This is a genomic window from Paenibacillus sp. FSL H8-0315 (assembly GCF_038005365.1).
In the GTDB taxonomy this organism is placed as follows: Bacteria; Bacillota; Bacilli; order Paenibacillales; family Paenibacillaceae; genus Paenibacillus_AQ; species Paenibacillus_AQ odorifer.
Genome location: NZ_JBBOTA010000001.1, coordinates 4489567 through 4507828, shown reverse-complemented (window position 1 = coordinate 4507828; position 18262 = coordinate 4489567). Strand labels below are relative to the sequence as shown.

Below are 18262 nucleotides of genomic sequence, written 5' to 3'. Positions count from 1 at the left end.
TAGAATGAGGTCTGAACTTATTATCAGGAGGGGCTACCTATGAATAAAGAGAATTCAATAACCTGTGAAATCCTCGTAACAAGTGATCTACATGGACATTTTGGGCCCGTCGATTACCGCACGGGGGAGAAACGACCAGCAGGCTTAGCAACAATTGCTACCCTCATTAAACAAGAAAGATCCCATATTCCTGAGCTGATCCTTATAGATAACGGTGATCTTATTCAAGGCACACCGTTAACTTATTATGCAGCTACACATTATAGTAATGAGCTGAATCCGGGCATAGCTGCACTAAATGAATTGAAATATGACGCTGCAATTATTGGCAACCATGAATTCAATTTTGGCAAAACTCTGCTGAATAAAGCCGTTCAGGATTCCTGCTTTCCTTGGTTATCAGCTGGAATTATAGATAACACGACAAATCAACCCGCCTTTGGTAAACCCTATATCATCAAATGGGTAGATAAAATCAAAGTAGCCGTTCTAGGGGTTACGACGCATTACATCCCCCACTGGGAGAACCCTAGCCATATTGAAGGGCTTCAATTTGAGGATTCGCTAGAGACTGTAAAACATTGGTGTGCCATTATACGGGCAGAAGAGCAGCCTGATCTGCTCGTTGTAGCTTACCACGGCGGATTCGAACGCGATCTAAGCAGTGGAGAACCTGTAGAAAGACTAACGGGGGAGAATCAAGCCTACGCCATGTGTACAGAGGTAGAGGGCATAGATGTGCTAATTACCGGACATCAGCACCGCTCCATAGCTGGGGAGTTGAACGGTGTTACAATCATACAACCTGGTTGTAATGGACTTTCCCTCGGTAAAATTTCGGTTATTTTCCAAAAAGAAAATACACACTGGAAGATTCAGCGTAAACATGCCGAGCTCCTTAACGCTAATGAGACAACAGCTGCAGATGAAATAATCCTAGAGCTGAGCAGTACTCTTGAATCAGAAACACAAACTTGGCTGGATGAGAGAATAGGAACGGTTATCGGGGACCTGTCTATTTCCAGTGCTGATGAATGCCGCTTAGCTGACCACCCTTTTATAGAATTTATGAATAAGGTACAAATGGAGGCTACTGGCGTAGATATTTCTACAGCAGCCTTACTCAGTAACGATTGCAAGGGTTTCAGCGAAACCATCACACGCAGAGACATTTTATCGAACTTCATTTATCCCAACACCTTAACCGTCCTAAGACTGACAGGACAAGATATTAGAGAGGCCTTAGAACAAACCGCTAACTATTTCCAACAAGACGAGAACGGAATAATAATCGTTAACCCCGCCTACATCGAGCCTAAACCGCAGCATTACAATTATGATATGTGGGAAGGAATACAATACGAGCTTGATACCGCTAGACCTGCAGGCGAAAGAGTCCTCCATCTGCTGTACCAAGGACAGCCTATAGAGGAATCTAAAGAATATGAGGTTGTTATGAACAATTATAGAGCCAGCGGTGGCGGAGATTATGAGATGTATAAGGGTAAACCGATTGTTCAAGAAATTATGATCGACATATCTGAAATTGTCACGGACTACATTGAAAAGCATGGCCAAATTGAAGCTACCTGTGACCATAATTGGAGAGTTGTTTAGGCTTTAGCGATGAACACCCCAATGTCGCTCTCTATCAGCTTCAATGCACTTCTCCAGAAGTCGATGGAGTGAACATCTAGATCCATTGTTTTTGCTACATCAACAATATTATGTTTGCTGGTATCCCTAAGGAACTGGCGATACTTAGGGGCGAACTCTTCGCCCCTCTTTAAATATTCCGCGTACAGTCCTTTAGAGAATAACAAACCAAAGGAATACGGGAAATTCAAAAATTCATTACTAGCCATAAAATATCCAGCTTTGTTCATCCACATGTACGGATGGATTGTACCCGGGTCAATGCCCTCACCATAGGCTTCCACCATACAGGCAATCATCAATTCATTTAGCTCTTGAACAGACAGCGGGCCTAATGCTCTTCTCTCATATAATTTGATCTCAAATAAATAACGGGCATAAAAGTCTACAAGATAATAACCGGCATCAGAAATACTTCTCTCCAGAATAAGCAGAGCTTCCTTCTCCGTTGAATTTGTAATTATGGCATGGTTCACTATCGTCTCACAAAAAATCGAAGCCGTTTCAGCAATCGGAATCGGGTAATCCGTATTCAGCATCGTTTCATTAGCCAGACAGGAGCTATGATAGGCATGGCCGAGCTCATGGGCAAGGATACTAATATCTATGGCATTTCCGGTGAACTGGGTCATAATTCTGCTCTCGCCAATCGGGAAAATATCAATGCAAAGTCCATACCCCCCTTTGCCTGATCTAGGTTCTGCATCAATCCATTGCTGATCAAAAGCCTTCTGAGCAAAACAAGACAGTTCCTCACTAAAGGTTGCGAAGCTCGAGAAGATTGTATCTTTGGCGTTAGCGTATGTAATTTTCCCGTTTTCTACACCGACTGGTGCAAAAATATCGTAAAAAGGCAGCTTTGCCGGATGTCCCAGCAGCTCGGCTTTCTTTTGATAATAGGTATGAAAGGCTGGCAGGCTCTCCCGAAGAGCAGTGAGCATAGCGGCTAAAGTCTCACTGTCCATTCTCGAAGCGATTAACACTTTTTCCAGAGAAGATTGATAACCCCGCATGCCATAAATCGTCACCGCCTCACCACTAATGCCATTTAAGCTGGCTGCGCAGACCTCAGCAATAAGACTACAGGCTTCTGCCTCTGCTTCATAAGCAGCTTTTCTTAAGCTGGCATTATTCTCATAAGCCATACTTCTTAGCTCCGCAAGTGTCACTTGTCTAGTTTCCCCATCTACCACTAAATCTGCAAGTGCACTTGAAGTCCTCTCCATATACAGTCTGCTCCATGCTTTGGATCCTGTACTCTGCATTTTGGCTATGGCCATTTCAAGTTCTTCGCTTAACTCATAGCGGGATTGTAACAGGAGTTCTCGCAAATAAAATTGATGCTCCATTAGATAAGGTGAGCTAACGATAAGCTCAGCCATATGATCACAAGTGCTAAACCAGCGCTTAAAAGCCACAACTACCCCGATGATTTCTGAATTGGCCTCCTCAATATCATCAGCAAGATTCATGGCTTCCTCGGAGCCACGATCTGCGCTGAGTGTTAACTCTGCATAAGCTAACAAGCATACATATATGCTTTTATAATCATTATAAATTCTTAAAAAGCCCTCCACAGACATGGCTGTAACGTCTTTTACTTTCAAATGGTGCTCAGCCCACCGCTTTAAATCTTGTATATGCTGGTCCAGTAGCTTGCGATCCCTTTTTAACTGCTCCGATTCAAAGGAAGGATATAAACTATCTAAGTTCCATGTCATATTCATCCGCAAATCTCTCCCCCTTCGATTCCTATTCTTCTAAGCATAATCCATCCTGCCAGAAAAGTGCATCGACATAATGTACTTCTTCTCTTCATACACAAAAAAAGGACCCTGCCAACGTCCGGCAGGGTCAAAGTCTATATTATAAGGGGGTTATGTGATTACTATAACCCTCTTAGCTTAAAATAATATGAATAGCAGATAAAGATTGGCTTAATCTCCGAACCCTATTGACTTAAGGTTGATGGATTCACTCTAGCCTTGTTAATCTGAATTCCCACATACACGATAAGGAACAACACCATAAACCCAGCCGAATAACGATACATTATCCCATAATCAGTTGCTGCCGAGATTGCCCCCAGAATAATGGCTCCGCTGGCTACACCCAAATCCGTTGAGTTATAGAACATACTGTTGGCCATACCATATTGTGCTGGAGTTGAGGTGCGAAGCATCCAAGCCTGGATCGTTGGCTGAATAGCGCCGAAGCCAAGTCCATATAGCAGTGCAGAAACGATGAGCATTGGCATAGAGGTAGTATAAGAAAGCACAGTTAAGCTTGCAACGACGCAAACCGCCGCCGGGATTAGGACAGAAGCTGGTCCTCTTTTATCAAATAATCTGCCGGAGATAGGTCTTATAATGATGATCGTAACCGCATTAAATAAAAAGAACAAACCCACTTGCTCCAGATGAACTGATTCGCCGAATAAAGCGATAAAGCTTAGCAATCCCCCGTAGGTAATTGCCAACATGACATTTAGAATGGCAGGCAATACTAACTTTGTATTAAACGGAACCTTGAGAGGTTTGGTGGATTCGCTTTGAGTTGGGGTAGGCTTTTTTTTCGGTTGCGCTGGAAGTGAACGAGAAAATAAAAGTACTGGAAAAGCAAGAAGTAAAGTTACCATACCGATCATAGCCAGTGTTCCAAAACCTGATTGTTTCATCACATTCAAGCCAATCATTGGACCGATCGACATCGCCAGGCTGGTGGATAAACCGAAATAACCTATCCCTTCACCCATTCTTTTGCTTGGAATAATCTGTGAAACAATCGTTGGGATAATCGTGCTGGCAATCCCGAATCCAATCCCATAGCCCACACGCATCAGCAGCAGTGATCCGATAGAATCTGCTACAACATAAAGGCCGGTAATAGCGGCGGCAATTGCTAAGCCAATATATAATAATACATTGCGACTAACCTTCCGCATCAGAAAAGCGGTCATAAAACGTGAGGCGATCGCAGTTAATGCAAAGACGCTGGTAACGAGGCTGACCATGATATCTCCGGCCTGAAATTCGCTTTTTACGTAAGACGGAAATGAAGATAACAACATCTGTAAATTCATAAATAAAAATAAAGCACTAATCGTTAAAGCAATAAAAGATTTGGTCCATAATTTCGTACGTAGTTCTTGTTGTTCTAACATAACTTGCCTTCCTACTCTCCATCTGTTATTTGATCTACATGATTGTTTATTCTTAGCAGCAATTCCATGAGCAACTCATATTCCTTACTAGAAATACAGTTCATAATCTCTTCTGTCACCTTATCTTCAATAGGAACGGTTTCCTTCACCAGAGACCTTCCTTTTTCTGTAATATAGACTTTAAAAGAACGCCGATCGTTCTCACCGGTTCTTTTGTAGATCAGTCCCTTTCCTTCCAAATGATCCAGAATTCGCGTTGTAGTTGGCTTATCCTTACCAGAGCGCTTAGCAATGTCCTTCTGAATCAAACCTTCCGTTCTGTCAATATGAAAAAGGACTGACCATTGCTCCGGTGTTATATCATGTTCTTTCAGCCCACTTTGAAATAACATGCTTAATTTACGATAAGTCGTGCCCATCATAAATCCTAACGTAAGCTCGGATTGGTTATGCTTTGTCGTCATGATCGTATCCCTTCTCAATTAACACTGTTTTAATAGTTGCTTAAACAATTATATTCCTAACAACTAATTTTGTAAAGGTGAAGCAAAGCTATAAACTAACTATTATAAAGTTGCTTGACAAAGCACACTATGTGCGGTATTATTATCTCATCTTAAAGATACTTAACTTAAAGACAACCAGAGTTTACTACTCTTGAGATAAATAATTTTTAAAGGTTGTGTACTTCATGGGATTTCTAGACAAACTATTTGGTAGAACAAAAATTGAGGAGGAACAAACAATGTCAAAATTAAACATCGGTATTATTCTCGGAAGTACTCGTCAAGGTCGTTTAAGCCCGCAAGTAGGAGAATGGGTTAAAAAGATTGCGGATGCACGCGGGGATGCTAATTATGAGATCATAGATATTGCAGATTTCAAGCTTCCACTATTGGGTGAGGCTGATGCAACTGAACAAGCAACAGCATGGAACACTAAACTCGCTACACTAGACGGTTTCGTATTTATCGTACAAGAATATAACCACAGTATTTCTGCATCACTGAAAAATGCGCTCGATTATGCCCGTGAAGCTTGGAATAATAAAGCAGCAGGTATCGTAAGTTATGGTTCCGTAGGGGGCGCTCGTGCAGCTGAACATCTACGCGGAATCTTGGGAGAACTATCTGTAGCAGACGTTCGTGTACACCCTGCATTGTCACTGTTCACTGATTTCGAGAACGGAACTGTGTTTAAACCAGCGGATCTGCATCTTACCAATCTTAATGGGATGCTGGATCAAGTCTTGGCTTGGAGTGGCGCATTGAAAACTCTACGTTAAGATAGCGCCTTACCCCTCTGTTATGTTATGAAGTACACCCTTTAGAATAGACATTTGATAAACCTTTGGTTTGTCCGGTCGATTCTAGAGGGTGTATTTTTTATGTGTGATGAAATGAGCACCCTGTGTAGAATCTAATCTGGTATAATCGGCGGGGATTTTAATCTACAGCAAGGAGCAATGATTATGTGGTTTATGTTTGCATTATTAACAGCCTTCGCTTGGGGAGGGGCTGACTTATTTTATAAAAAGGGGACCGATAGTCAGGATCGGTATAGCCATATTAAGATTGTCATTATCGTGGGGATAGTCATGGGTATTCACGCAACAGCTTATATGCTCATTCAAGGATTAACCTTTGATCCTATGGACTTAATCCGATATTTCCCTGTGTCTGCACTCTATATCCTGTCGATGGCAGTTGGTTATATTGGACTCAGATATATTGAGTTATCCATTGCCTCCCCCGTACAAAATTCATCTGGCGCTGTAACGACGATATTATTATTTATCTTTTTCACCCATGAGCTAGGGGCGCTTGAAATCGTTGGTGTTGCCGTTATCACCTTGGGCATTATCGGGATCGCCATCTTGGAAAAGAGAGCAGAACACCAAACGCTTCAAAACAGCACCACACAGATTGATAAAAAATATCAGATTGGCGTGATCGCCATCATTTTTCCAATCCTATACTGCCTAATCGATGGACTTGGCACCTTTGCCGATGCTATTTATTTGGATGAACTTAGTCTGATTAGTGAAAAAGCAGCTCTGCTCGCGTATGAATACACCTTCTTTATATGTGCCATCTTGTCTTTTACATACCTGAAATTTTTTGAAAAGGTAAAGTTCAACCTATTTAAAGAACGGGATAAGGGCTTCGCAGCCATTCTGGAAACGACCGGACAATTCTTCTACGTATTTGCTATGTCCAGCAACGCGATTATCGCGGCACCACTTATTGCTTCATACAGCATTTTTTCCGTAATATTATCGCGAATCTTCCTCAAAGAAAAACTAAGCAAGGCACAATATGCCGTTATTATCGTTGTGATTCTAGGGATTGCTTTGTTGGGGGTTGCGGACGAGCTGTAGCTTCGGTACACAAAAAGACCTGCTAAGTAGGCTTCATTGCTTACTAGCAGGTCTATTCTATAGTTGCTTATTCCGGCCTATCTATTGTAAAAATCTCTCCAAGGGTTGCGTAATTATTTCCCGCCAAACGGCTCACAGCGTTTAGAACTCTCGGGTCAATATGCCCCTCCTGATAGATCGATTCATCGATATGGAATTGAACAATTTCGCCAATAAACAAATCACTCCCAGGTTCTTCGCCACCTAGAGGAATTGCTTGAACAAGCTTGCACTCCATCCGCACCTTCGCCTCCAAAACGCCAGGCACAGCAACACTTGTACTTTGAATCGGTGTAAGATTCGCCAGTTCAATTTCACTTTCAGAAGCAGGTAATGTGGCTGCAGTCTGATTGATCTTCGCAACATTCTCCTCATCTACAATATGCACAACAAACTGTTGATTATCGTAAATATTACGGGCTGTATCTTTTAAACGCCCTGCTGGTCTTTGAATTGCCAATGAAACCATTGGAGGATTGGACGAAACGATATTAAAATAGCTAAAAGGTGCACCATTTAAGAGACCCTCTTCTGATTGTGTTGTGACAAAGGCTATAGGTCTAGGAATAATAGTGCCAATTAATAATTTGTAATTTTCCCGCTCACTGTTGTGCTTGGGATCAATTGAAATCAATTTCCTCAGCCCCTTCTTCACTCTTTCACAAAGTCGATCGTACTTCTAACGGTATCAATAGGACGGACTAACTTCTCAATTTGCTCACGTTTAGGTTCCAAGAAAGGTGGCAATGAAAGCTTCTCGCCAACGGTTTCATATTCCTCATCTCCCATAAATCCTGGCCCGTCAGTGGCAAGCTCAAACAATATTTGTGGTGCAACACGTGTATACAACGACTCGAAGAAGTGACGATCTACATATCCTGAAGTTTGGAATCCAAAGCCTTCAAAACGCTCTGTCCACTCGTCCAGCATCGCACGATCCTCTACACGGAAAGCAGCATGGTGAACAGTCCCAAAACCTTGGCGTGAATTCGGTAAGAACTCATTATGCTCTACAATAATTTGTGCACCGTTTCCGCCTTCGCCAACTTCAAATAAATGATACGTCTCTTCCTGAGCAATTTCTTTAAACAACATCACTTTCTCCAATACTTCTTTGAAATAGTTGAAGTCAGCAATTCGTACAAAGATCGGTCCCAAGCCAGTTATTGCATACTCCAAAGGGATAGGCCCTTTTTGCCACGGTGTACCTGATACGACACCTTTATTCAATTCATCTGAAATAAGTTGATACTGTTGATCATCGAAATCTACGAAAGATAATGTATTTTTGCCGAATTGCTCTTTAATGCCGGTATGCTTCACTGCAAGCCGATCAAAACGCTTAACCCAGTAGTCTAATGAAGCATCTGTTGGTACCCGGAAGGATGTTTTCGCAATCTCGTTAGTTCCATGAACCCCTTTAGGGATGTTAGGAAAATCAAAGAAGGTCATATCTGTTCCGGCGCTGCCCTTATCATCTGCAAAAAACAAATGATACGTCTGAATATCATCTTGATTAACTGTTTTCTTCACTAGACGCATACCTAACACGTAAGTAAAAAACTCGTAATTTTTCTCTGCGCTGCTTGTGATGGCTGTAACGTGGTGAATCCCTTTTAAGTTTCTCATTGTTATACACTCCTAATGTTTAGTTGATTTTGACTCGTAATATAATTCCCAAGAACAAAAAGGTTTAGTTTAATTATCTTAATGTTAAGATATTACTTAAAAAAAAATCTTTTTCTACTGTACAAGCTCTTTGGTGGATAGCATCGAGTTTTTATCTTCACTTTAAATATCTTTAACTTAAGATAAGTTTAGCACTGAATCTGTAGGAAGTCAACGCTTTGAAGCTTTCCATATAAAAAAGGCTCCACACAAGTTCAATGAACTCGTATGAAGCCGGGATATTTTATATCATCTCATTAGGTTAAGTTATGATGCTGAGTGATGACCGCTGCTTGGCTTTGATGATCCATCTTATAACATATCAACGTAATCACACAGGCCAATATCGCCAGGATGGCAGCAGCTACAGGAAGAGAGATTAATCCTCCATGCCCGGCAACCACTCCACCGATCGCGGACCCGCCTGCAATTCCCAGGTTTGAGGCTACTGGATTCAATGAGGCAGCAAGATCCTTCGTTTTTGGTGAGAACTGCTTAGCTAAGTCAATCAAATAGAGCTGCGCAGGGGCGCTCACAATACTCGACATCATGGCTAGAGCCATTAGCACAATCATTCCTAGAATGGAAACAGATGCGGTCATACTAAAGATAACATAGACCACAGCTTGGATAAGGAACACGAATCTCAGCTTACTAACCGCATTCCCGGTCGCAACCTTGCCACCAATCCAGTTGCTGACAATCGTGGCAATTCCGTATACAAACAGCACACCGCTAACTGAGCTTTTAGGAACGTTCATGACTTGCTCCAGTATAGGTGTAATGTAAGTGTACATCACAAATACGGCTCCCACTGCCGTAACCGGAATGAGAAATGCAAGAATAATGCGGCCGTTTGTGAGCAATCCGATCTGATCCTTGAGTGAGCTAGGCACAGGTTTCGGTAATTGGCGTGGAATATAGATATAATTTAGGACTATGGCAACTCCAGCTAATATCCCATTCAGAACAAACGCTGCTGGCCAATTAAAAAACTGCCCGACGAAAGTACCGATCGGCACACCAAAAACATTCGCAATAGCAAAACCACTCAAAATTGTAGCAATCGCTTTGCCTCTCTTCTCCTGATCAACCGCTTCATTCGCTACCGTAATGGCTACAGAAAGAACAAAGCCACATAGTATGGCAGTAACTATTCTAGTCACCAGCAGCATACTGTAAGTTCCAGTTACAGCACTCCACAAATTTAGCAGTAAAATCAATACAAGTGATACAAGAATCGTAATCCGTTTCGGAACACGGCTGCACAAGGACATCATAATTGGTGTGCCAATGGCATAAGAAATCGCGAAGCCAGATACCAATCCCCCGGCTGTCGCAAGCGTAACTCCGAGGCTTGAGGATATTTCAGAGAGTAAACCAACAATAATATACTCCGTCGTACCCAGAATAAAAGCCATAAAAGTAAACGAGAAAATCAATGCGTTCTGACGTGTTGTTTTCATGGTGCTCTCCATCCTGTTTATCTCTATTTTATATGAACATACCTTACTCATAATACTCATTTAGACTATATTGATCAATCCTATTTTTCATAAAAAAGAAGCTTCCCACAAGTTCAAAGAACTCATGAGAAGCTTCTTTTTTAAGCCGGTGGCAAAATAATTAAGGTAATGACTTGTTCCTCGGAATAAGATCTGGCTGTTCCAGGTCCATCCGCATCTGCTTTGAACTTAATGAGATAGGTCCCGGGTGCCGGCATCACTTTATTATGAAGTTCAAAAGCGATATCCGAAACACCTATGTTACTTCCTGTGAAAGTTAACGTATGCCCATTATTGCTAATTTGATCACTCGTCGGATGTGTCCATCCACTAATGGTATAATAGTCGTTTGTGGTAAAGATCATGCCTTCCAGCGTTACCTGAATTTCAGCATTCGTAAAGCTTTCTCCCGAGAAAAAGTCGAAGCGAATGCGCGATTGTGTAGAACCCGTTATCAGTTGTTTTGTTTTTGAACCGCCGCCTCCGTCAAAGCCATATATAGAGCTAGTAACCGTAGGTGTGGTCAGAACACCATTAACAAGCTCAATCGTAACCGCATGTACAGCGTTCTTCGTTGATTCATTATTGGATGAATCCTTAGCGGTAATCACGAAACGATACGTTCCTGCGTTCAGATCCCCAATATTGGCCGCACTCACAGCTCCGTCTGCTGCACTGGTGCCTAATGCGAGGGCTGTTCCTAATTCGTCGGCATCTACTTCACCGTTCTCATTCGCATCCGTCCACAGGTAGGCTTGTACCGCTGCTCCTTGCTCCCCGATGGCTCCCGCTAACCCGCGAAGCTGATCTTGTGTCCCGTTGTAGTTGTCGATCGCTTCGAACTTAGTTGCGTCCACTACTGGTGCACTCGTATCCGGAACTTCGTTCTTGCTTAAGGTCACCGTAACCGCATGGGCAGCGTTCTTCGCTGATTCATTATTGGATGAATCCTTAGCGGTAATCACGAAACGATACGTTCCTGCGTTCAGATCCCCAATATCGGCCGCACTCACAGATCCGTCTGCTGCACTAGTGCCTAATGCGAGGGCTGTTCCTAACTCATCGGCATCTACTTCACCGTTCTCATTCGCATCCGTCCACAGGTAGGCTTGTACCGCTGCTCCTTGCTCGCCAATAGCTCCCGCTAACCCGCGAAGCTGATCTTGTGTCCCGTTGTAGTTGTCGATCGCCTCGAACTTGGCTGCGTCCACTACCGGTGCACTCGTATCCGGAACTTCGTTTTTGCTTAAGGTCACCGTAACGGCATGGGCAGCGTTCTTCGCTGATTCATTATTGGATGAATCCTTAGCGGTAATCACGAAACGATACGTTCCTGCGTTCAGATCCCCAATATCGGCCGCACTCACAGATCCGTCTGCTTCACTGGTGCCTAATGCGATGGCTGTTCCTAACTCATCGGCATCTACTTCACCGTTCTCATTCGCATCCGTCCACAGGTAGGCTTGTACTGCTGCTCCTTGCTCGCCGATGGCTCCCGCTAACCCGCCAAGCTGATCTTGTGTCCCGTTGTAGTTATCGATCGCCTCGAACTTAGTTGCGTCCACTACTGGTGCACTCGTATCCGGAACTTCGTTTTTGCTTAAGGTCACCGTAACCGCATGTGCAGCGTTCTTCGCTGATTCATTATTGGATGAATCCTTAGCGGTAATCACGAAACGATACGTTCCTGCGTTCAGATCCCCAATATTGGCCGCACTCACAGATCCGTCTGCTTCGCTGGTGCCTAATGCGATGGCTGTTCCTAACTCATCGGCATCTACTTCACCGTTCTCATTCGCATCCGTCCACAGGTAGGCTTGTACCGCTGCTCCTTGCTCGCCAATGGCTCCCGCTAACCCGCGAAGCTGATCTTGTGTCCCGTTGTAGTTATCGATCGCCTCGAACTTGGTACTTTCAACCATAGGTGCATTTGTATCTGAATTGCTGCTATGCTCACTTTGCGAAGAGGAAGACCCTCCAACAACAGGAGTAGGCACTGTTACCGGCTCTTTACTCGGTTGAGCAGTTGGGGTGGAGGCGGGCTGCTCAGTGTTTCCGTTCTCCTTAAACTTCAGAAACTTAGAGGCTACTAGAGCTACGGCCTGACGATCTACTTTGGCATCAGGATTAAAAAAATTATTATATCCGGTAATCAATCCATATTCCACAGCAGCAGCTATAAAATCTTTGGAATAATCAGCAATTTGGCTACTATCAGCAAATTGCAAAGTTCCAGCTTTACCCGTAGGATTGACTCCCAATGCTCTCACGAACATGACGACCATATCCTGACGTGATAAATTTTGCCCCGTACCGAAAAGATTACTGCCTGTACCCTTAATCAATCCGGCTTTGACAGCTGCCTCTACATAGCTGTATGCGTAGTTGCTTGTGGGAACGTCCAGAAAGGTTGGCAGTGCAGGAGGGTTTGAAACATCCAGCTTTAATGTCTTTGCTAAAATAATTGCAAAATCCTGCCTTGTAATATTCGACGTAGGATAGAACTTACTCTCTCCGACACCAGTCACTATCCCCTGATCGAATAGCTCAACAATCGCTTTCTTTGCATATGAGCCATCAATATCAATAAAGGAAGCCGCTGCCGATCCTTTGGTCGGCATAATGATAGGGCTTGATAATACAGCAGCAGCCAATATAGAGCTTATCCATTGCTTTTTGTTCACTTGCTTATCCCCCTGTTCTTTGGATGCGTTATGTCGTTTGTCTATAATCGATTCGTTAACACGATTCGACTTTATATTACAAACTTTTCATCTACAGGATTATAACAAGTATCAATAAACAGATTATAAACAAATAGCCGTGGATGAACATTCTCATATCATTGATTCTGTGCATCAAACGAAAAAAAATGATACTATGTATGATGGGTATAGGACTTTGCTATCCTTATATCGTTTTTATATATTACAACAAGAGGAGATAATATGAGTAACGAACAAAACTTTTGGCTTGATTTACCGAAGCCGTTTTTTATATTAGCGCCCATGGAAGATGTCACAGATGTTGTATTTCGGCACGTCGTTAGTGAAGCTGCAAAACCCGACGTATTTTTCACAGAATTCACAAATACAGAAAGCTATTGTCACCCTGTAGGAAAAGACAGTGTACGTGGTCGATTAACGTTCACAGAAGATGAGCAACCGATTGTCGCTCATATTTGGGGTGATAAACCCGTATTTTTTGAACAGATGAGCATTGATATGAAAAAACTTGGTTTTCGTGGTATCGATTTAAACATGGGGTGCCCAGCACAAAACGTCGCATCGAATGGAAAAGGTGCTGGATTAATAAAACATCCTGAAGTTGCAGCAGAAATTATTCAAGCAGCAAAAGCAGGTGGATTGCCGGTTAGTGTTAAAACAAGATTAGGATACTCTGATATTGACGAGTGGCGCGACTGGCTAGGACATATATTGAAACAAGATATTGCGAACCTTTCCATTCACCTTCGTACAAAAAAAGAGATGAGTAAAGTAGAGGCACACTGGGAACTAATCCCTGAAATAAAAAAATTACGCGATGAAATTGCTCCAAATACGTTGTTAACTATTAATGGAGATATTCCTGACCGCGCAACAGGATTAAAATTAGTAGAACAATACGGCGTTGATGGAGTCATGATTGGCCGCGGCATTTTCACCAATCCATTTGCCTTTGAAAAAGAACCTAAAGAACACAGCGCGAAGGATTTTCTCAATTTACTTCTTTTACAGTTGGATCTTCACGATAAATATTCAAATGAACTTGAGCCACGTTTATTTAAACCACTTCTTCGCTTTTTCAAAATCTATGTTCGTGGATTTAGAGGTGCAGGCGAACTAAGAAACCAATTAATGGATACAAGATCAACTGATGAAGTACGTCGTTTAGTAAAAACTGTTTTAGAGCAAGAATTAGATTAAATTATACCCACAAAAAAAATGAGAGACCTCTCAAAAGTTCAATGAACTTATGAAAGGTCTCTCATTTTTGTACTATGTGGTCAAATGGTGTTTCCTCTCAAGGAAACTCATCATCGAATTGCTTCGATAATGATTTCCTTACATCATGCCGCCCATTCCACCCATGCCGCCCATATCTGGCATGCCGCCGCCTTTTTCAGGCTCAGGCTTGTCAGCGATAACTGCTTCAGTAGTCAAGAACATAGCAGCTACGGATGCAGCATTTTGAAGCGCGGAACGAGTTACTTTAGCAGGGTCAACGATACCCGCTTCGAACATGTTCACCCATTCACCAGTAGCAGCGTTGTAGCCGATACCTACTTCTTCTTTTTTCAAGCGGTCCACAATTACGGAACCTTCTTGACCAGCGTTAGCTGCGATGGTGCGAATTGGCTCTTCCAACGCGCGAAGCACGATGTTAACGCCAGTTTTCTCGTCGCCAGTTACGTCTACAGCAGCAACAGCGTTATATACGTTCACAAGAGCTGTACCCCCACCGGATACGATACCTTCTTCAACCGCTGCGCGAGTTGCGTTCAGGGCATCTTCGATGCGAAGTTTGCGCTCTTTAAGTTCAGTTTCAGTTGCAGCGCCAACTTTGACAACGGCTACGCCGCCAGCCAATTTAGCCAGACGCTCTTGCAATTTCTCTTTGTCGAACTCGGAAGTTGTTTCTTCCAGTTGAGCACGGATTTGGCTTACGCGTGCATTGATGTCCGCTTTGTCGCCGCTTCCGTCTACGATTGTTGTGTTTTCTTTAGTTACGCGTACTTGACGTGCGTTACCCAGTTGTTCAATGGAAGTGCTCTTCAGATCAAGACCGAGCTTCTCAGTGATCACTTGGCCACCAGTCAGGGCAGCGATATCTTGCAGCATAGCTTCACGACGGTCGCCAAAGCCAGGAGCTTTAACAGCAACAGCGTTGAATGTTCCACGCAGTTTGTTCACGATCAGCATAGCTTGTGCTTCGCCTTCGATATCTTCAGCGATAATAACAAGCGGTCTAGCTTGTTGAACGATTTTTTCAAGCAATGGAAGAATTTCTTGAGTGCTGCTGATTTTTTTATCAGTGATCAAGATGTATGGATTCTCCAAAACAGCTTCCATTTTGTCTGTATCAGTAATCATGTATGGGGAAATGTAACCACGGTCGAATTGCATACCTTCTACTACTTCAAGCTCAGTAGCGAATCCACGGGATTCTTCAACAGTGATAACACCGTCTTTACCTACTTTTTCCATAGCTTCAGCGATCAATTGACCTACTTCATCGTCAGCAGCAGAGATAGCAGCTACTTGAGCGATAGCTTGGGAATCTTCGATAGGCTTAGCGATTTTTTGCAATTCTTCAACAGCTGCACGAACCGCTTTGTCGATACCTTTACGGATAACCATTGGGTTAGCACCAGCAGTTACGTTCTTCAGACCTTCGCGGATCATAGCTTGAGCCAGAACCGTTGCAGTTGTAGTACCGTCACCGGCTACATCATTAGTCTTAGTAGCAACTTCTTTAACCAGTTGAGCACCCATGTTCTCGAATGCATCTTCAAGTTCGATTTCTTTAGCGATCGTTACACCATCGTTAGTGATGAGTGGGCTACCAAATTTCTTCTCAAGCACCACGTTGCGGCCTTTTGGTCCAAGTGTAACTTTTACCGCGTTTGCCAGAGCATCTACACCACGAAGCATAGAACGGCGAGCTTCTTCACTGAATTTAATTTCTTTAGCCATTGTGTAATTACCTCCTAGAATTTTTTGTATATCATATTACTTTAAGTAGTTTAGATTTAGCTTATGATCGACTCTTGCTTAGTCAAGAATCGCGTGAATGTCGCTTTCTTTCATAATCAAATATTCTTTACCTTCATATTTGATTTCTGTTCCTGCATATTTTGAGAAAAGAACACGGTCGCCTTCTTTAACTTCAAGTGCTACACGTACTCCATCTTTCAAAGCTCCGCTGCCTACTGCAATAATAGTTCCTTCTTGTGGCTTTTCTTTCGAGGAGTCCGGAAGCACAATCCCGAATGAAGTTGTTTCCTCCTGCTCGCTCGGTAGCACCAATACGCGTTCACCTAATGGTTTGATCATGAAAAAATAGCCTCCTTTAAAATTATGTTATTTTGCTTCAAAACATAGTTTAGAACTTACCGGTCAAACTTAGAATGCTGTGATGTTCTTGAAAAATATCAATGGAACCCTGCTAATCTCCAGCCCATCTCCTATTTTTCAAGAGCGTTAGCACTCAACAGCGTGCAGTGCTAACAACAATTTTTATGATACTCAACTTGAGCCCGGATTTCAAGTCTTTTTACACAAATTCGTATTAGTTTTCGCAAAAAAATACGTTTCAATGCTTGTCCAAGCACACACTCTATTACATTGTATCCACGGGTTTTGAAAATATGCGTAGGATTCCAGCGCTTTCCTCTCACCCCTTATAGATATGAACGTTGCTAGAATGGTTAGACCTTTGCATCTAATGATCCTGATCGATCGATAACAATTACTTACTAAGTGTATTCAATCCAACTAATGAAATCAACTTATAGCAAAAAAGCTGCCACATTCGTAGAAAATCTACTTAGCGGCAGCCTCTCTCCTCACTCCTGCTTCTGAACATACCGTTCATCCCGTGCCGCGTCCGCAGCAAGTTGCTTGCGATAGACAAATGCAGATAAAAATACACTGAACTCATACAAAATGAGCAGTGGAATCGTCACCAGAAAGTCTGAGATAAAATCCGGGGGCGTGATAACTACAGCAATAAAAACAAGCGTGAAATAGGCGTACCGACGCATTTTACGCAAGCGTAGCGGGTTGAGTACTCTTAGTTTGGTCAGAAACATCACCAGCAATGGAAGTTCAAACAGCAATGCCAGCGGCAATACCAGGCTGAACATGAAGTTAAAATACTGTGCAATCCCGTAGGTCTCTTCCAGTCCCATGCTTCTGGTAATTGAGATCGTGAACGAGAGTGCCATTGGAAAAACAATATAATAAGCAAAAGAAAGACCGATAAGGAAAAGAACAAACACATAGGGAACATAACGAAGTGTCGCACTTCGCTCCTCCGGCCGCAGGCCCGGACTGATAAATGCCCACAGCTGGTAGGCAATAAACGGGACAGAAATCACTAGCGAAACGGCCATCGCGATCTTCATGTACATCCCAATGCCATCCCAGAATGAGAATGCATGCAGAACAAAACCTTGCGCCAGGTCCGTGCTAATCAAATAATCGTAAATAGGCTTTGCACAAAATAAACCGCCAATTAATCCAAGGACAAATACGACTAACACATAAATAATCCGTTTGCGCAGCTCGGTGAGATGATCCACCACCGACATTTCTTCCGATTTCAGAGACATCCAGACACCATCCCATGACAAGAGTAAAAAAGATAACACTAACTTTCTTCAAAGCAGTGTCCGTTGCTGCGGAAAGCAAAGAAAAAGGGGCGTCTCCTCAAGTCTAGTAGACTCCTGAGAATGCCCCATTGAAAGATCTTCTATTATTCCGGCAGGCGTTTGTCCTGAGGAATATCTGCAGCGACCGTTTGCGGGGCCGTCGGCACAGGAGCTTCGCTCTTCTTCACCGGTTCATTATCCCCGATGATTTCACGCGCGCCTTCCTTAAATTCACGGAAGGTTCGTCCAACTGCACGGCCTAGCTCTGGCAGTTTATTTGGGCCAAAGAGCAGAAGTGCCAGTATGACCAACAAAATAATACCAGGAGTACCAATTCCACTAAACATTATTATTCCTCCTTGTCCACCTGTCCGTTCATGGTATCGTTTACTTTAATTTAATAATACCATAACTTATGTCACAGTTACATCCACTTTCTTCTATAAATAGATTATCATTGTGACGTGACAAGAAGA

15 protein-coding genes are annotated in these 18262 nt (G+C 42.9%); 4 read left to right on the top strand and 11 right to left on the bottom strand.

The window, feature by feature from the left end; all coding sequences use genetic code 11:
• Nucleotides 1-39 precede the first annotated feature (39 nt).
• Nucleotides 40-1617 (top strand): bifunctional metallophosphatase/5'-nucleotidase, encoded by a 1578-nt coding sequence (locus MHB56_RS19525; RefSeq protein ID WP_341143888.1) that lies wholly within the window; start codon nucleotides 40-42, stop codon nucleotides 1615-1617.
• Here the strand turns inward: MHB56_RS19525 and MHB56_RS19520 are convergent.
• The 3 genes from MHB56_RS19520 to MHB56_RS19510 all read right to left on the bottom strand — a co-directional run bounded on the left by MHB56_RS19520 (nucleotide 1614) and on the right by MHB56_RS19510 (nucleotide 5283).
• The gene (locus MHB56_RS19520; protein WP_341143887.1) at nucleotides 1614-3383 is read right to left on the bottom strand and encodes a M3 family oligoendopeptidase; all 1770 of its coding nucleotides are present in this window, start codon (nucleotides 3381-3383) and stop codon (nucleotides 1614-1616) included. The genes MHB56_RS19525 and MHB56_RS19520 overlap by 4 nt on opposite strands.
• A gap of 224 nt (nucleotides 3384-3607) precedes the next feature.
• On the bottom strand, nucleotides 3608-4819 hold the full coding sequence (locus MHB56_RS19515) for an MFS transporter (protein WP_076130619.1): 1212 nt from the start codon (nucleotides 4817-4819) through the stop codon (nucleotides 3608-3610).
• 11 nt (nucleotides 4820-4830) lie between these two features.
• Nucleotides 4831-5283: a MarR family winged helix-turn-helix transcriptional regulator gene (locus MHB56_RS19510; RefSeq protein ID WP_036676493.1), complete on the bottom strand. Its 453-nt coding sequence runs from the start codon at nucleotides 5281-5283 to the stop codon at nucleotides 4831-4833.
• Nucleotides 5284-5564: 281 nt separating this feature from the next.
• Here MHB56_RS19510 and MHB56_RS19505 point away from each other — a divergent pair, with 281 nt between their 5' ends.
• Both MHB56_RS19505 and MHB56_RS19500 read left to right on the top strand, forming a co-directional pair.
• Nucleotides 5565-6104 carry an NADPH-dependent FMN reductase gene (locus MHB56_RS19505; protein WP_036676495.1) on the top strand — a complete coding sequence of 180 codons (540 nt, stop codon included), beginning with the start codon at nucleotides 5565-5567 and terminating at the stop codon, nucleotides 6102-6104.
• A gap of 186 nt (nucleotides 6105-6290) precedes the next feature.
• Nucleotides 6291-7199, top strand: a complete 909-nt coding sequence (locus tag MHB56_RS19500; RefSeq protein WP_341143886.1) for a DMT family transporter — start codon at nucleotides 6291-6293, stop codon at nucleotides 7197-7199.
• A gap of 67 nt (nucleotides 7200-7266) precedes the next feature.
• Here the strand turns inward: MHB56_RS19500 and MHB56_RS19495 are convergent, their stop codons facing one another.
• The 4 genes from MHB56_RS19495 to MHB56_RS19480 all read right to left on the bottom strand — a co-directional run bounded on the left by MHB56_RS19495 (nucleotide 7267) and on the right by MHB56_RS19480 (nucleotide 13095).
• Nucleotides 7267-7872 (bottom strand): flavin reductase family protein, encoded by a 606-nt coding sequence (locus MHB56_RS19495; RefSeq protein ID WP_038568951.1) that lies wholly within the window; start codon nucleotides 7870-7872, stop codon nucleotides 7267-7269.
• Between the two features lie 17 nt (nucleotides 7873-7889).
• On the bottom strand, nucleotides 7890-8867 hold the full coding sequence (locus MHB56_RS19490) for a ring-cleaving dioxygenase (protein WP_248547906.1): 978 nt from the start codon (nucleotides 8865-8867) through the stop codon (nucleotides 7890-7892).
• A gap of 296 nt (nucleotides 8868-9163) precedes the next feature.
• Nucleotides 9164-10372 (bottom strand): MFS transporter, encoded by a 1209-nt coding sequence (locus MHB56_RS19485; RefSeq protein WP_036676501.1) that lies wholly within the window; start codon nucleotides 10370-10372, stop codon nucleotides 9164-9166.
• A gap of 140 nt (nucleotides 10373-10512) precedes the next feature.
• Entirely contained in the window at nucleotides 10513-13095 is a 2583-nt protein-coding gene (locus MHB56_RS19480; protein WP_248547907.1) for an S-layer homology domain-containing protein, read from the bottom strand.
• A 264-nt stretch (nucleotides 13096-13359) separates the two neighbouring features.
• On the opposite strand from MHB56_RS19480, the gene MHB56_RS19475 reads away from it, so the two are divergent.
• Nucleotides 13360-14337: a tRNA dihydrouridine synthase gene (locus MHB56_RS19475; protein WP_076129221.1), complete on the top strand. Its 978-nt coding sequence runs from the start codon at nucleotides 13360-13362 to the stop codon at nucleotides 14335-14337.
• Between the two features lie 138 nt (nucleotides 14338-14475).
• Here MHB56_RS19475 and groL read toward each other — a convergent pair whose 3' ends face one another.
• From groL to MHB56_RS19455, 4 genes are all read right to left on the bottom strand, one after another.
• Nucleotides 14476-16107 carry a chaperonin GroEL gene (groL, locus tag MHB56_RS19470; RefSeq protein ID WP_076129222.1) on the bottom strand — a complete coding sequence of 544 codons (1632 nt, stop codon included), beginning with the start codon at nucleotides 16105-16107 and terminating at the stop codon, nucleotides 14476-14478.
• A 78-nt stretch (nucleotides 16108-16185) separates the two neighbouring features.
• On the bottom strand, nucleotides 16186-16467 hold the full coding sequence (gene groES / locus MHB56_RS19465; RefSeq protein WP_036676506.1) for a co-chaperone GroES: 282 nt from the start codon (nucleotides 16465-16467) through the stop codon (nucleotides 16186-16188).
• 512 nt (nucleotides 16468-16979) lie between these two features.
• Nucleotides 16980-17747, bottom strand: coding sequence for a twin-arginine translocase subunit TatC (gene tatC / locus MHB56_RS19460; RefSeq protein ID WP_076129223.1), 768 nt, complete (start codon nucleotides 17745-17747; stop codon nucleotides 16980-16982).
• Nucleotides 17748-17890: 143 nt separating this feature from the next.
• Nucleotides 17891-18133, bottom strand: coding sequence for a twin-arginine translocase TatA/TatE family subunit (locus MHB56_RS19455; RefSeq protein ID WP_036676510.1), 243 nt, complete (start codon nucleotides 18131-18133; stop codon nucleotides 17891-17893).
• Nucleotides 18134-18262 lie beyond the last annotated feature (129 nt).